This window comes from Bacillus sp. S10(2024) (genome assembly GCF_050473865.1).
Lineage (GTDB): Bacteria > Bacillota > Bacilli > Bacillales > Bacillaceae_G > Bacillus_A.
In genome coordinates this window covers 4,172,810-4,186,006 of sequence record NZ_JBFLUR010000002.1, presented here as the reverse complement: position 1 = coordinate 4,186,006, position 13,197 = coordinate 4,172,810, and the positions used below count along the sequence as shown (strand labels likewise).

Annotated in this window: 15 protein-coding genes and 5 pseudogenes; 2 read left to right on the top strand and 18 right to left on the bottom strand. The window is 33.7% G+C overall.

Annotation, left to right across the window (positions count from 1 at the left end):
- Positions 1–149: 149 nt before the first annotated feature.
- The 10 genes and pseudogenes from AB1280_RS21305 to AB1280_RS21260 all read right to left on the bottom strand — a co-directional run.
- Positions 150–338 (bottom strand): annotated as a pseudogene (locus AB1280_RS21305) (DUF6985 domain-containing protein); the annotation flags it as partial.
- An 85-nt stretch (positions 339–423) separates the two neighbouring features.
- Positions 424–879: a DUF600 domain-containing protein gene (locus AB1280_RS21300; protein ID WP_429756911.1), complete on the bottom strand. Its 456-nt coding sequence runs from the start codon at positions 877–879 to the stop codon at positions 424–426.
- Positions 880–899: 20 nt separating this feature from the next.
- On the bottom strand, positions 900–1,322 hold the full coding sequence (locus AB1280_RS21295) for a DNA/RNA non-specific endonuclease (protein WP_429756910.1): 423 nt from the start codon (positions 1,320–1,322) through the stop codon (positions 900–902).
- A 581-nt stretch (positions 1,323–1,903) separates the two neighbouring features.
- Positions 1,904–2,356 (bottom strand): SUKH-3 domain-containing protein, encoded by a 453-nt coding sequence (locus AB1280_RS21290; protein ID WP_429756909.1) that lies wholly within the window; start codon positions 2,354–2,356, stop codon positions 1,904–1,906.
- Between the two features lie 11 nt (positions 2,357–2,367).
- Positions 2,368–2,952 (bottom strand): NAD+--asparagine ADP-ribosyltransferase, encoded by a 585-nt coding sequence (locus AB1280_RS21285; protein ID WP_429756908.1) that lies wholly within the window; start codon positions 2,950–2,952, stop codon positions 2,368–2,370.
- Between the two features lie 11 nt (positions 2,953–2,963).
- Positions 2,964–3,287: a hypothetical protein gene (locus AB1280_RS21280; RefSeq protein WP_429756907.1), complete on the bottom strand. Its 324-nt coding sequence runs from the start codon at positions 3,285–3,287 to the stop codon at positions 2,964–2,966.
- 186 nt (positions 3,288–3,473) lie between these two features.
- Positions 3,474–4,187 carry a pentapeptide repeat-containing protein gene (locus AB1280_RS21275; protein ID WP_429756906.1) on the bottom strand — a complete coding sequence of 238 codons (714 nt, stop codon included), beginning with the start codon at positions 4,185–4,187 and terminating at the stop codon, positions 3,474–3,476.
- Positions 4,188–4,206: 19 nt separating this feature from the next.
- Positions 4,207–4,986 (bottom strand): hypothetical protein, encoded by a 780-nt coding sequence (locus tag AB1280_RS21270; protein ID WP_429756905.1) that lies wholly within the window; start codon positions 4,984–4,986, stop codon positions 4,207–4,209.
- Between the two features lie 197 nt (positions 4,987–5,183).
- Complete coding sequence (locus AB1280_RS21265; RefSeq protein WP_429756904.1) at positions 5,184–5,873, bottom strand: SMI1/KNR4 family protein; 690 nt, start codon at positions 5,871–5,873, stop codon at positions 5,184–5,186.
- 6 nt (positions 5,874–5,879) lie between these two features.
- Positions 5,880–6,134: a hypothetical protein gene (locus AB1280_RS21260; protein ID WP_429756903.1), complete on the bottom strand. Its 255-nt coding sequence runs from the start codon at positions 6,132–6,134 to the stop codon at positions 5,880–5,882.
- Positions 6,135–6,362: 228 nt separating this feature from the next.
- Between AB1280_RS21260 and AB1280_RS21255 the strand changes: the two are divergent.
- A pseudogene (locus AB1280_RS21255) lies at positions 6,363–6,514 on the top strand (IS66 family transposase); the annotation flags it as partial.
- 517 nt (positions 6,515–7,031) lie between these two features.
- Here the strand turns inward: AB1280_RS21255 and AB1280_RS21250 are convergent.
- From AB1280_RS21250 to AB1280_RS21215, 8 genes and pseudogenes are all read right to left on the bottom strand, one after another.
- Positions 7,032–7,499, bottom strand: a complete 468-nt coding sequence (locus AB1280_RS21250; RefSeq protein WP_429756902.1) for a DUF6985 domain-containing protein — start codon at positions 7,497–7,499, stop codon at positions 7,032–7,034.
- Positions 7,500–7,523: 24 nt separating this feature from the next.
- The gene (locus tag AB1280_RS21245) at positions 7,524–8,090 is read right to left on the bottom strand and encodes an HNH endonuclease (RefSeq protein ID WP_429757385.1); all 567 of its coding nucleotides are present in this window, start codon (positions 8,088–8,090) and stop codon (positions 7,524–7,526) included.
- Positions 8,091–8,313: 223 nt separating this feature from the next.
- Positions 8,314–9,028 (bottom strand): annotated as a pseudogene (locus AB1280_RS21240) (pentapeptide repeat-containing protein).
- Between the two features lie 19 nt (positions 9,029–9,047).
- Positions 9,048–9,827 carry a hypothetical protein gene (locus AB1280_RS21235; RefSeq protein WP_429756901.1) on the bottom strand — a complete coding sequence of 260 codons (780 nt, stop codon included), beginning with the start codon at positions 9,825–9,827 and terminating at the stop codon, positions 9,048–9,050.
- A 374-nt stretch (positions 9,828–10,201) separates the two neighbouring features.
- Positions 10,202–10,406: pseudogene (locus AB1280_RS21230) on the bottom strand (hypothetical protein).
- Positions 10,407–10,547: 141 nt separating this feature from the next.
- On the bottom strand, positions 10,548–11,003 hold the full coding sequence (locus tag AB1280_RS21225) for an immunity protein YezG family protein (protein WP_429756900.1): 456 nt from the start codon (positions 11,001–11,003) through the stop codon (positions 10,548–10,550).
- A 21-nt stretch (positions 11,004–11,024) separates the two neighbouring features.
- The gene (locus AB1280_RS21220) at positions 11,025–11,672 is read right to left on the bottom strand and encodes a DNA/RNA non-specific endonuclease (protein WP_429756899.1); all 648 of its coding nucleotides are present in this window, start codon (positions 11,670–11,672) and stop codon (positions 11,025–11,027) included.
- A 368-nt stretch (positions 11,673–12,040) separates the two neighbouring features.
- Complete coding sequence (locus tag AB1280_RS21215) at positions 12,041–12,550, bottom strand: ankyrin repeat domain-containing protein (protein ID WP_429756898.1); 510 nt, start codon at positions 12,548–12,550, stop codon at positions 12,041–12,043.
- A 145-nt stretch (positions 12,551–12,695) separates the two neighbouring features.
- Here AB1280_RS21215 and AB1280_RS21210 point away from each other — a divergent pair.
- Positions 12,696–12,998 (top strand): annotated as a pseudogene (locus tag AB1280_RS21210) (transposase); the annotation flags it as partial.
- Between the last annotated feature and the right edge of the window lie 199 nt (positions 12,999–13,197).

Sequence of the window (13,197 nt, the reverse complement as noted above, 5' to 3'; positions counted from 1 at the left end):
CATGACGGTACAACCATTATGGAGTGCGTAATTCAAAATGAGCTTTTCTTTTTTTGTACACTTCAACTATTCCTTAATTCTATCAGCCCATATATTCCGAATGAATAAAAAAACAATTTTATTGTCTCTATAAAAATAGGCTTCGAAGTTTAAAGTACAACGTCCTGATAACCTACCTCAGTTACTTCACCTTTCACAAGACAAAGGCCTAATCCATTTTCCATATCCCATGTACAGTCAAACGTAAGTCCGATATCAAGAAAGTCGATAAGGTCATTATCTGGAACAAAAATTCCAACTAAGGTTATTTTTTCGAGAATTTGAGTAGCTGTTTCTATTCTATCATTGTACATAGTACTCTATGATGGTACAACCATCATAAGTTATTAATTCAACTTAGGTATAACTATTATTGCAAACCCTTTAAAGGTTATTATTTTTCACTTCTTCAAACCACTCATCAGCAATATGCCCAGCCGTTTTAACATCGTCATTTGTATATACTAAATCATACTTATATTCAGCTTTGAACTTGCCGCTCTTAACATCATATATTAATTTCATCTCTGTTGGCATGTCTCGTTCATATTCTTTACAAAACACTTTGATTTTTTCGATATCTTCATTTAAGATATCTAATACCATAAACTGGCGTTTTGTAGACACATCATATCTTTCATCCCCAGCCTCCAATGCATCATTCACTTTATGAGGCTTTAAATACTTATTGTTAATTAAGTAAAAGAACTTGCTCGAAATAATAGTTTCTTCACATGAAGCATAAACATACACTTTATCAGCTCTATTTTCAATATATTCCATACATATGGATATCATATCTGCTTGTAATTCACTAAACTTATCTTCAAATTCTTTCATACTACTATTCACTCCTTAGATTAATTATTAAGAACCTCAGAAAACGTCTCACCATTAATAGTGTATTTTACATTAAATTTCTCCGGACGCACATTATTCCCAGAGTAAATTATTTCAACATCAACTGTTACTTCTTTCGAAGGTGTTTCTTTCAAAGCTGCAGCCCGTGCATCTTCAAACTTCTTATATTCCTTCAAATTAACATCCGATAATTGCGATACTAAATTATCAAGTTTAGGTGAACCTCCAAACCTATCACCTGCCAAATGCCCTGCGTGGTCTTTTCCTTTTATTTTACCTAGTGTATTTTTACTATGTGATAATCTCTTCTCCCTTTTAGTTAATTGTAACTTATCTGTTTCAAATTCTTCAATTCTTCCAAGACTATCGTTTTCATAAAAATAGGCAAACTCCCCTGTTTTATACCTAATATTCGGTTTCAACCTATTTTTTCTACCGTTTGTAAACTATTTTCCTTTGGCCACTAATGTTTTAACTTCACTTACTCCAGCACTAACTTTACCCGTACCCTTAGTAAATTCTTTTAACTCTAAATCCTTCGAACCACTCTTTAAATTCAAGTTTTCAAAAAACGGTGCTGTTTTTTCTTAAGCCACTGATTATTTGCTACAGATGCATCAAGAGCTCCTGCTGGCTGCAGCCTTGAATCCAAATTTTCTCTAACTAGTTTTACGTTTGTATATGTTCATGTCTGTTTTTCTTACTACATTCAGATACATTATTATTAATCCTCCAGCTTCTTTGCATAAAAATAGAACCAACGCTTCCTCCATTAGAAACATTGGTTCTATCCTTAGTTATAATATAAATCTATTTTTTCTTTTCATTACATCTTTCATTTAGAGCAAAAGATGATTAAGTGGCAATGTATGCTAAAAATGATTTTCAGTTCCATCAACTTAAAATTACTTTTTAATTTTTATCTATTACTCTTCCACCTACTCACTGCTTAATTACAATTATGCATTAGGTTAGGACATAATTTTTCATTAGAAAATTATTATTACCCTTTAAATTTACCCCAAATCACTGTTCCCTTTTCAAGAATAAGATTATCCAATGCCTGTAAAGCATTATCTCCTATCCACCCCATTGATTCAAATAGTCTTCCTGATTCTGATATAAATAAATTTAGCTCGAAATTATAGAGTGAACCTATCGGAATAACTTTATCATCAATATAATCTTCTAAACCAAAACACGAACTATCTAACACACCTATCACTTCCTTAATGCAAGTAGTATGTTTAGATATGTCCTTAGTGACCCCATCTGGCCAAACCCTTTCAACATTGAATTGTAATTCTCCAAACTCCTCCATAAATTTTTTGGCACTTTCAAAAACCCAAAATCCCCTTTCTTCAAGAAACTTTACATTTTCTGATATATCTATTTTTCTCCCCTCATACCATCCCGCTTTTTTTAATTCTTCTATTGTCTTATTTGATATTTCCATTTTCATTCCTCCTAGTTATCAATATTATAGAAATCCAAAAACGTTCTACTACAATTTCTACAAGGTTCAGCAAAACCACCTGGTAAGTTTTCTGTTCTAACGATAAAATTATCATATCTTGCGCCTTTTAATATTGCATCTCTTGCACTCCAAACTTCCGCACAATTCTCAACATCCCAACCGGCTTCAAAACTTGGTTCCCCAAATCTGTTAAATAACTTTCCTTTTGTTGCCTCATCCTTAACTCTATCAATATTCGCTCTTAACTTAGCCATATCTTCCCTTATAAACTCTTTATTTTTTCCAATAAAAAAGCTATCAGGTAAACTATCTATATACTCTTCCGATAATAGATTTCTATAATACTTAGTGTAATCTTCAGGTGTTTTACAAAATTCTCTAGGATTAATCCCTCTATGATCAATTATAGTTGGATTATATTTCCAAATACCACTACCTGCAATACCTTTTAAAGATGGATTTTCCGTATCCACAATAGTGCAAATTTTGCTTATATTCTTTGCGTTTCCACTTTTGAATAAATCTTTTCTAAATTCATTTAAGTCAGCTATCATTGTTTCTCTAGAATTTGGCAAATTGAGCTGCTTTAACCTATCAGCTCCAGTAACCCCCTCTGCAGGAAGTTTCTCCCCAGATAACCGATTAGCATTTTGCGCTTGCCCCTTAGTTTCACTCTTAGCAACAGAAAATAACTCCCAAAGTGTATTCCCGTACCCTTACCAAAAACCTTCTCCTCAATCTCCTTCATAAACTGATAAGCAGCATCTTTCAGAGAGTCTAATCCTCCGCCTCCTCCATACCCAGCGCTAGCCAACGCAGGTCTAGGACCGAAACTCGGGATCTCAATATTTTTAATCTTCTCCAAGGCATTCCTCGGCAACTTATTCATTAATGCCGTTATTTCTTCCAACTTACCAACTATTTATGAAGTTAAAGCATACCAATCAATAAAAAAAAGCACTCGTCGTCTATCGTAGACAATCAAGTGCTTCAAATTTGCAAGTTTTATAGTGACACTGTGACACCCTCTACATGTTGTGACAAATAATACATTAAAACTCATTTGCCACGTTTACATACGATTCAAAATTAACTTCTATATCATTTTCAACACTTGTTCCTTCACATTTTCGTCAAACTTAGCGCCTTCTACATTTGCTCCTGTCCAAACTACATTGTCAAGTTTAGCACCGGTAAAATTCGCACCCGTAAAATTCCCATCTAAAAGGGTTGCTCCTGTTAAATCTGCATTTGTAAAGTCTGCATTTCTAGCATCTACTTCTGATAAATTTGCATTTTCCAAATCCGTCTTTTCAAATTTACCGTCTGTAAGAGTGGCACTGCTGAAATCTGCTCCAACACAATTTGCTTGTGTAGCATCAATTCCAGATAAATTTGCACGGCGAAAAGTAGCATAATTTAAAACTGTTCCAACTACTTCTCCATATGAAAAATCAACTTCATCAAAACAAGTTTCGAAGCAACTACTTATATTTATCTTTGCATATTTCATATTTGCTTTAGAGAAATCCGCTTCGCCAAACCTACAATCTGCAATGTGTATTTCCTCTAAATTACAACTTCTGAAATCAGCCAACTCAAAATCACTATCAAAAAACGATGCTCTCATTAATGAAGAAGCCCTTAACATGACTCGTTTTGCCATAATACGATCTCCCATTACCTCTGACAAATCTGAAAAAGTAAGGTCCAAATCACTCATATCTAACTGATCTATAACCTCATCATTGTATTGAGATCGATTTACTATTTCCATGACTCTTATTCTATCATTACTCTTCTCATTCATTATTACTATCTCCCTTCATTTAACTTTTCAGATAATCCTTCCAAGCAACATTTGGAGAATAGGTTACAACCATCCGACTTTCATGAAAACTTGGTATAGCCATGACTTGAGCTGGTTCCAAATATTTCATTACATGTAACCAACTATCAAGTAATATGTCACCATCAGCCTCTAATGGGTTCTTTAAAAGATCTATACAAATACCACCCCAATTCAGTTCTGATATCACAGCTGGGCTATTTAGTAACAAATCCCTACCAAACATGTCCAATATATGGCCTCCAAAATATGTTCTAGCCCCTATCCCTAGGGGACCGTTAGGAAGAAATCTAACCGGTATAGGTAGAGATGAGATATTCATCCACTTCTGTAAACGTTCACGTTCAGTATTCCAAGGATTAGGTACTGGCCAACAAATTTGAGCTACTCCAAAACGAGGTTTCGCAATTTCCGCGATTTGGTCAGATAACATAAAAAAGGTTGGCCAAAATTTTTGGGTTATAGATTTATGAAACTCAAAATTCAAAAATGAACCATGGCTCAAATTAACTTTAAAACTCCCTCTATAGTTAACAGATTTATCACGATAGAGATGAATTTCAGATACCCTACGCTCCGAAATCACTTTTTCAATAATTTCCTCACGATTATATTCTACCCGTACCGTTTCACAGTTGCCCCAATGAGTGGGAGCAAATTTTTCATTTGACTCAAACACATCCAAAAGACGAAGTAATACTTCTTCTTCGTTAAAAGATACTGTGGGGTACATTGAAATTGAAAAATAATTAGGTTTCATTTTTATCCTCCTTTTATATTAATTTGTTAAAAGAAAACAAACTTATCAACTTGAGCATATAAAAATAAAAAAGAGAATCTAAAGAAAGAATAATTCCTTAGATTCTCTTTTTTATAATATTTCACGAGCGATATGACACTTTTGTCAGGGCGTTTAAAACATCTTAACTAAGTAGAGAATTTATTATCAAATTATACTTAAAAACCAATTACTATCCATTCATCGACAACATCCCAGAAATTTAGATTGTACTTAGGTGGCTTATTTTTAAACCACAAGGTTGAATTTTCATTTACACAATTCTCACCATCAATAGCTACATAAGCACCCATTCCGTTTGAAAAGAAGCCAAAAGTTGAATTTATATCGACTTTAATTGGTTCATCTAATTCTTCAATAATGCTCCAATCATATTCACAGAAATTTGTTACTTCATCTTCCGGAACTAACCCCATTGAATGACTGGCATAATAGTAGAAACCATTATGCAGATTTTCATAAAATTTACATACTGACTTAGGTATTTTATCCCAATATGCTTTCAACTCTATATTTTTATCTAGATTAATCCCTAGTTTCCCCTCATAGTACAAAATTTTATCTTTACTAGATTTAATACCATAAAGCATAGAATATTCTTCTCCATTATATAACAAATCTAGTGTTATTAAATTATTTTTTAAATATTCAATTGTATTCCGTAATTCAAATGCACATACACTATTCCACAGAGTAATCAGCTTATCAATTTTTAACGATTGATTTTCCTCTTCCAAAATATCAAACCACTGCTCAGGTATATTAAGTGTATTGCTACCTAAAGTAGAAAAATCTACTATTTCCATATTCTTTTCATATTTTCTTAGATATTCTAATTTATTATTCACTATTACTTACCTTCTTTCATTTAGTTTAACAAATTCATCTATTTGCTTTTGGATATCAATCTCTAATTTCTTCTCTAATACGATCATTTTCCCCCTAAACTCACTGTTAACTTGAATCTTTTTACCCTTGTGCATAGTCCACTCTTCAAACGATTTTGATCCTTTTGAGGTATTTGCAGATTTTGTTAATCCAATAAAATTATCTGGATTATTTAAAATCTGCAATTGTTGCTCTTTAGTTAGTTTCCAAGATCCCTCCATAATATTTTTCTCGTTCTGGAGTTAGTTTAATTTTGTTTGGTTTCGTATTACTACCTTTAACCGTATCCCTAGTGCCACTCTTAAAAGCCGAAAATAACTCTCCAAGTGCGTTTCTTTCTCCTCCATTCCCAACGCCAGCTAACGAAGGTTCAGGGAGATCTCAATATTTTTAATCTTCTCCACGACATTCTTCATACTACTCGGCAACTTATTCATGAATGCCTTTAATTGAAAGTTTCCACGCCAGAAGAGCGTTTTCAGAAACGATTAGAGCAAAGTAAACCGATACTGGACTTTTTTTGGCATGGCTTCATATCCAGAAACCTAGAATATTACCAAAAAGTGCACTTGGCACAGCGATAACCTATTGCCTAAACCAGATTATTTGTCGCTTACATTGTAACAGTCAAATTTCCCTCCTTTGTTTTTAGTCATGAAAAAAAGCTCATTCCTCCTCATCATTCAGTTGGAATAAGCCTTTGAAAGCTTAGCAAGCGTGTTTATCAAATTATAAAGGGTTTGACTTGTTGATTGTATGTTCTTGTTGTCATGATGTAAACCCTGTCTATTTTTTCTGTACTTTACGGCGTACCACCAACATTTTAACGAAAATATACGCTAAGCAAAACCGACATAAAAAAACGTTGATTTTACTATTCTAAACGACTTATCTAATCTCAAAAACGAGGGTATTTGAGATAAATGAAATTCACCCTAAAATATGCTGAAAATAGCTTGGAATATGTCTCAAAACTCATCTCTAAATTAAAGCCTCAATTGAAATAAGCAATGTTTAGTTCTGAAAATCTCTTAACGTATAAAAAGGTTAAAATGTGCGTGCTACCCCTAATAGATTTCTCCAAAAAAGTGTTTCTCTCTTTTGGAGAAATACTTCCCTTACATTGCAACATCTTGATATCCTACTCTATCTACTTCTTCATTTATTAGAAGTATACCTAGCCCATTTTCTGTATCCCACGTACAGTCGAAGGATAACCCAATATATCTACCTTCAAGACTTTTCGTATATAGTACAGAAATTCCAACTAAACTTATTCTATCAAGAAGTTGATCAATCGTTTCAATCAAAGGATAATTTTCATTAAACGTATCATCATAACCAAGTTCATATCGTTTTTGTTGGTAATAATCTAACAAGGGTTGTAAAATGTCATACTGTAGTTGCTCCCATTTTTGAATAAATGAATTATATGCTATATATTGTTTTTCTAAAAATTTACCATCCTCTTCACCGCTTATCGATAAAGAAATTTCAACTTCTTTTCCACAAAACTCTATATTAGTGTCCTTAAACCATACATAATCATATTCTAGTTCCCCAAAAACTGCATCATTTATTATCATTTTGCACTCTCCTTTAATACATTTCTATTTTGTAGCGAATCCTTCAGGTGTATACGCTCCTGCATTTATCTCTCCTACCCCACCAAGATGTCCAAATGTACTGTTTATGCTTGATGGTACAAGTTGCATCGTTTTCACATCATTTAATTCATGCCATGTTAAATTGTTTGCAATTCGGAAATCTTCTATATCGCTAGCTGTAATATTCCCAGACTTCATTCCAAATTTTCTAGCTAATTCAGGTGATTTATTAAGCTGCTCAGCTAATTTTTCGTTTGCTTGAGCAAAATTAGACCGTCTAGCTTTATTTCCGTGTTTGCTACCAGTCCCACCGTACATATGGTCAATTTCCACCTGTGCTTTTGATACTGGTGAAAAATCAGGAACTCCATTTTTATACTCAATTCCATTAATACCAGCTTCATCCAAGATTTTCTGTAACTTAGGATCTGGTGGTGGTTTTAGAGTACATAAAGACTCACCTCTAACCCCTTCAAATCCGACCTTTTTATTCTTTTCAGTAAGAGGTGTTTGATTCCGTCTTTCTTCATATGTACTAGCAAATTCCTCTTGCTTGAAGGCCGGTGGAATATCCTCAACTTTACTTGCTCCCGTACCCTTAGTGCACTTATAAAATTATAACGCTCGTTTCACTTTTCATGCTACAACGCAAAAAGCACTCGTTGTCATAATTGACAATCAAGTGCTTTAAGTTTGCAAGTTTTATAGTGACAGTGTGACACCCTTTACATGTCGTGACAAATAATACATTAAAACTTATTTGCTAAGTTTACATACGATTCAAAATCAACTTCTATATCATTTTCAACACTTGTTCCTTCACATTTTCGTCAAACTTAGCACCTTCTATATTTGCTCCTGTCCAAACCACATTGTCAATGTTTAGCACCGGTAAAATCCGCTTCTGTAAAATTCCCATTTAAAAGGGTTGCTCCTGTTAAATCTGCATTTGTAAAGTCTGCATTTCTAGCATCTACTTCTGATAAATTTGCATTTTCCAAATCCGTCTTTTCAAATTTACCATTTGTAAGATTGGCACTGCTGAAATCCGTTCCAGTGCAATACGCCTGTGTAGCATCAATACCAGATAAATTCGCATGGCGAAAAGTAGCATGATTTAAAATTGTTCCAACTAGTTCTCCATATGAAAAATCAACTTCATCAAAACATGTTTCAAAACAACTACTTATATTCAATTTTGCATATTTCATATTCGCTTTAGAGAAATTCGCTTCACCAAACCTACAATCTGCAATATGTATTTCCTCTAAATTACAACTTCTGAAATCAGCCAACTCAAAATCACTATCAAAAAACGATGCTCTCATTAATGAAGAAGCCCTTAACATGACTCGTTTTGCCATAATACGATCTCCCATTACCTCTGACAAATCTGAAAAAGTAAGGTCCAAATCACTCATATCTAACTGATCTATAACCTCATCATTGTATTGGGATCTATTTAATATTTCCATGACTCTTATTCTATCATTACTCTTCTCATTCATTATTACTATCTCCCTTTATTTAACTTTTCAGATAGTCTTGCCAAGCAACATTTGGAGAATAGGTTACACCCATCCTATCCTCATCAAAACTTGGTAGAGCTATTACTTGAGCTGGTTCTAAATATTCCATCACATGTAACCAACTATCAAGTAATATGTCACCATCAGCCTCTAATGGGTTCTTTAAAAGATCCATGCAAATACCACCCCAATTCAGTTCTGATACCACAGCTGGGCTATTTAACAACAAATCTCTACCAAACATGTCCAAAACATGACCACCAAAATATGTTCTAGCTCCTAGCCCCAAGGGACCGTTGGGAAGAAACCTGACTGGTATAGGTAGTGAAGATATATTCATCCACATAAGTAAACGTTCACGTTCCGTATTCCACGGATAGGGTACTGGCCAACAAATTTGCGCCACTCCATAAAGTGGTTTCACAACTTCTGCGATTTGGTCAGATAACTCAAAAAAGGCTGACCATAATTTTTTAGGTATAGATTTATGAAACTCAAAATTCAAAAATGAACCATGGCTCAAATTAACTTTAAAACTCCCTCTATAGTTAACAGATTTATCACGATAGAGATGAACTTCAGATACCCTACGCTCCGAAATCACTTTTTCAATAATTTCCTCACGATTATATTCTACCCGTACCGTTTCACAGTTGCTCCAATGAGTAGGAGCAAATTTCTCATTTGACTCAAACACATCCAAAAGACGCCCAAGTATCTCTTCTTGATTAAAAGATACTGTGGGATACATTGTAATTGAAAAATAATTAGGTTTCATTTATATCCTCCTTCATACTAAAAAATAAAGTTACATAACAACTTTTATTTATATTTTTATCCATATACCCCTACCAGGTGAATCTAGATTAAACACCTATTTATGGTTTATTTTACCACCATTTTAATTAGAACGGTGAATGTTACTCCTTAATCCCATCATCTATAATCTTACTTCTCTCTAGATGATGCTTATTGCATAGTAACCCTTTCTTTGATTCGCTATCATTGTACCGTCTCTAGTTAGTTCAAAATCTTTGAATGTAGCTGCTATATTCCGCTTCTAGTTTGCTTAAGTCAGTCCCACGATAGGCTCTAATAAGATAGTTATCATCAATTATCTTACTATCAGCTTTATCCGTACCCTTAGTGCACTTATAAAATCATAACGCTCGTTTCGCTTTTCATGCTTAAACAAAAAAGCACTCGTCGCCTATTGTAGACAACAAGTGCTATAAGTTCATCTGTTTTTAAGTAGCATTAAATTTGTAATTTTTGTAGTAACAGTATGACACCTTTTATAAATCGTGATAAGTAATACGTTAAAACTTACGAGCTTGTACGAGTTGGTTAGTTTCATATACATTCCATGTGCTTAAAATGTCATCTCGCTTAATCCCGTACTTCGTTTTCTATTCTAGAATTGCATATAGTACCCCATGATGGTACAACCACCATGAGTTATCCATTCAACTTAGATATAACTATTACTGTAAACCTTTTAAAGGTTATTATTTTTCACTTCTTCAAACCACTCATCAGCAATATGCCCAGCCGTTTTAACATCATCATTCGTATATACTAAATCATACTTGTACCCAGCTTTGAAATTACCACTCTTAACATCATATATTAATTTCATCTCCGTTGGCATGTCTCTTTCATATTCTTTGCACAATTCTTTTATTTTTTTGATGTCTTCACATATTATACGCAATACCGTAAACCCTCGTTTTGGAGATACATCATATCTTTCATCCCCATTCTCCAATGCATCATTCACTTTATGAGGCTCTACATACTTATTATTAATTAAATAAAAGAATCTACCTGAAGTAATACCTTCTTCACATGAAGCATAAACATATACTTTATCGGCTCTATTTTCAACAAATTCCATACATATAGCTATCATATCTGATTGCAATTCACTAAACTTATCTTCAAATTCTTTCATATTACTTTTTCACTCCTTAGATTAATTCTCAATAACTTCAAATCCCCATTTACCATCAATAGAGTAATTAACTATAAATTCCTTTGGGCGCATGTTATTTCCATCATAAACTAATTCAACATCAACAGTTACTTCTTTAGGGGGGTCTGCACTCAAAGCTGCAGCCCATTCATTTTCAAGCTTCTTATATTGACTCAGATTAACATTAGATAATTGCGAAACTACATTATCAAGTTTAGGCGAGCCTCCAAACCTATCACCTACTAAATGCCCTGCGTGGTCTTTTCCTTTTATTTTACCTAGTGTATTTTTACTATGTGATAATCTATCCTCTCTTTCAGTTAATTGTAGCTTATCTGTTTCAAATTTTTCAATTCTTCCAAGACTATCGGTTTCATAAAAATAGTCAAACTCTCCTGTTTTATACCTAATATTAGGCTTTAATCTATTTTTTCTTCCGTTTGTAAAATGTTCTCCTGCTTTAACTAATGTTTTAACGCCACTTGCTCCAACAGTACCATTTATTGTCCTATTTACCGTACCATTAGTTCCACTCTTAAAAGCCGAAAATAACTCTCCAAGTGTGTTTCCGCCGCCTCCATTCCCAATGCCAGCAAACGCAGTTCTAGGACCGAAACTCGGGATCTCAATATTTTTAATCTTCTCCACGACATTCTTCATACTACCCGGCAACTTATTCATGAATGCCGTTATTTCTTCCAACTATTTATGAAGTTAAAGCATACCAATCAATAAAAAAAAAGCACTCGTCGTCTATCGTAGACAATCAAGTGCTTTAAGTTTGCAAGTTTTATAGTGACAGTGTGACACCTTTTATATACCATATCATAACAACTACTACGTTAAAACTTACGAGTTTGTACGAGTTCGTTAGTTTTATGTCGATTCCATGTGTTTATATTCATCACCCAGTAAAATGTCATCTTTCCTAAGCTCGTACTTCTTTTTCTATTCTATCATTGCACATTATACTCCATGATGGTACAACCATCATGGAGTATCGACTTTTTAACAGCCTATTCTTTTTCATCCATCTTCTGCTTTAAATATTCAGCAATTTCCGTTTGCCCAAATTCTCTAGCATATTCATAAGCATTCATATTTTTAATATTTTCTCCAGTGTATCTAATTGAAATATCTATTCCTTTTTCAACTAGAAACTCAGCTACTTCTTTATGTCCACCATAAATCGCACCAAATAATGGATTTCTTTTTGCTAAGCTCACATCTAATTCTGCACCAGCCTCAATTAAATACTTTACTATCTCCAAATGCCCCTCTCCTGCTGCCACTCTTAAAGGGGAAGCATCAAATATATCACCTTTTGTATTAACATCGATTCCTTTATGGATTAAATATTCCACTATTCCAAAATGTCCTTTTTTTGCTGCAACATGTAACCATGTACCAAATGGTGTCATTGAATGTAAAGATTCTGGATTATCTCCTATTAAACGTTTTACTTCATTAATATCACCAATTTTAATTGCATTTCTTATTGCTTTGTTTAGACTTTTTTTATCCAAAACATATCCTCCTTAAATTCAATTATCTTCTACTAGCTAATCCACCTAATTCTTTAAGAGCGTCAACAATATCGTCAAGGTCACCGCCCTCAGCTTCAACATCCCTTAACTGCTTTACAACAATCTCCAAAGCATCAATACTATGAAATGTAAGGTCGGTCCACTCCGAGAAGGATGTTTTAAAGAAGGCGCAAAAACTAAAACCTATTCTTTTGCCATTAAATCAGAGGAACATTTAGACCAACAAGCTTTTCAAGAAACAGAAGAATTTAAACGCTTAGCTCGAGAACGCTATAAAATCGAAGCAAAAAATAGTGAGTTAAAAAATAAACACGGGTACGATCAAGCATCGGCTACAAGTTCATTTTGCATGCAAGTTCAGGGAGCAACGACGATATTCGCTGTCAATCTAAAAAGAATCTTAAAGCTTCTGAATAAAAAAGGGTAATAAATAGGTAAAAAAATAGGGCGTTTCCTGTTTAAAATTGAACAAGAAGCGCCCTATTTTTCTCTAAAATGAATTTATTTATAAAAAACGCAAGTTTTTTCAGTGCCCACACACAATACAAGGGGCATTCCTCATTAACTTCTTCAAATATTTGTTTAACTTTTTGGGTTCAGTCCAAAACACGAGTTTAGGCATTCTC

Coding starts and splice junctions, on each gene's coding strand:
- AB1280_RS21300 (WP_429756911.1), bottom strand. CDS start 879: ATGAAAGAATTTGAAGATAAGTTTAGTGAATTACAAGCAGATATGATA.
- AB1280_RS21290 (WP_429756909.1), bottom strand. CDS start 2,356: ATGGAAATATCAAATAAGACAATAGAAGAATTAAAAAAAGCGGGATGG.
- AB1280_RS21275 (WP_429756906.1), bottom strand. CDS start 4,187: ATGAATGAGAAGAGTAATGATAGAATAAGAGTCATGGAAATAGTAAAT.
- AB1280_RS21270 (WP_429756905.1), bottom strand. CDS start 4,986: ATGAAACCTAATTATTTTTCAATTTCAATGTACCCCACAGTATCTTTT.
- AB1280_RS21260 (WP_429756903.1), bottom strand. CDS start 6,134: ATGGAGGGATCTTGGAAACTAACTAAAGAGCAACAATTGCAGATTTTA.
- AB1280_RS21250 (WP_429756902.1), bottom strand. CDS start 7,499: ATGATAATAAATGATGCAGTTTTTGGGGAACTAGAATATGATTATGTA.
- AB1280_RS21235 (WP_429756901.1), bottom strand. CDS start 9,827: ATGAAACCTAATTATTTTTCAATTACAATGTATCCCACAGTATCTTTT.
- AB1280_RS21225 (WP_429756900.1), bottom strand. CDS start 11,003: ATGAAAGAATTTGAAGATAAGTTTAGTGAATTGCAATCAGATATGATA.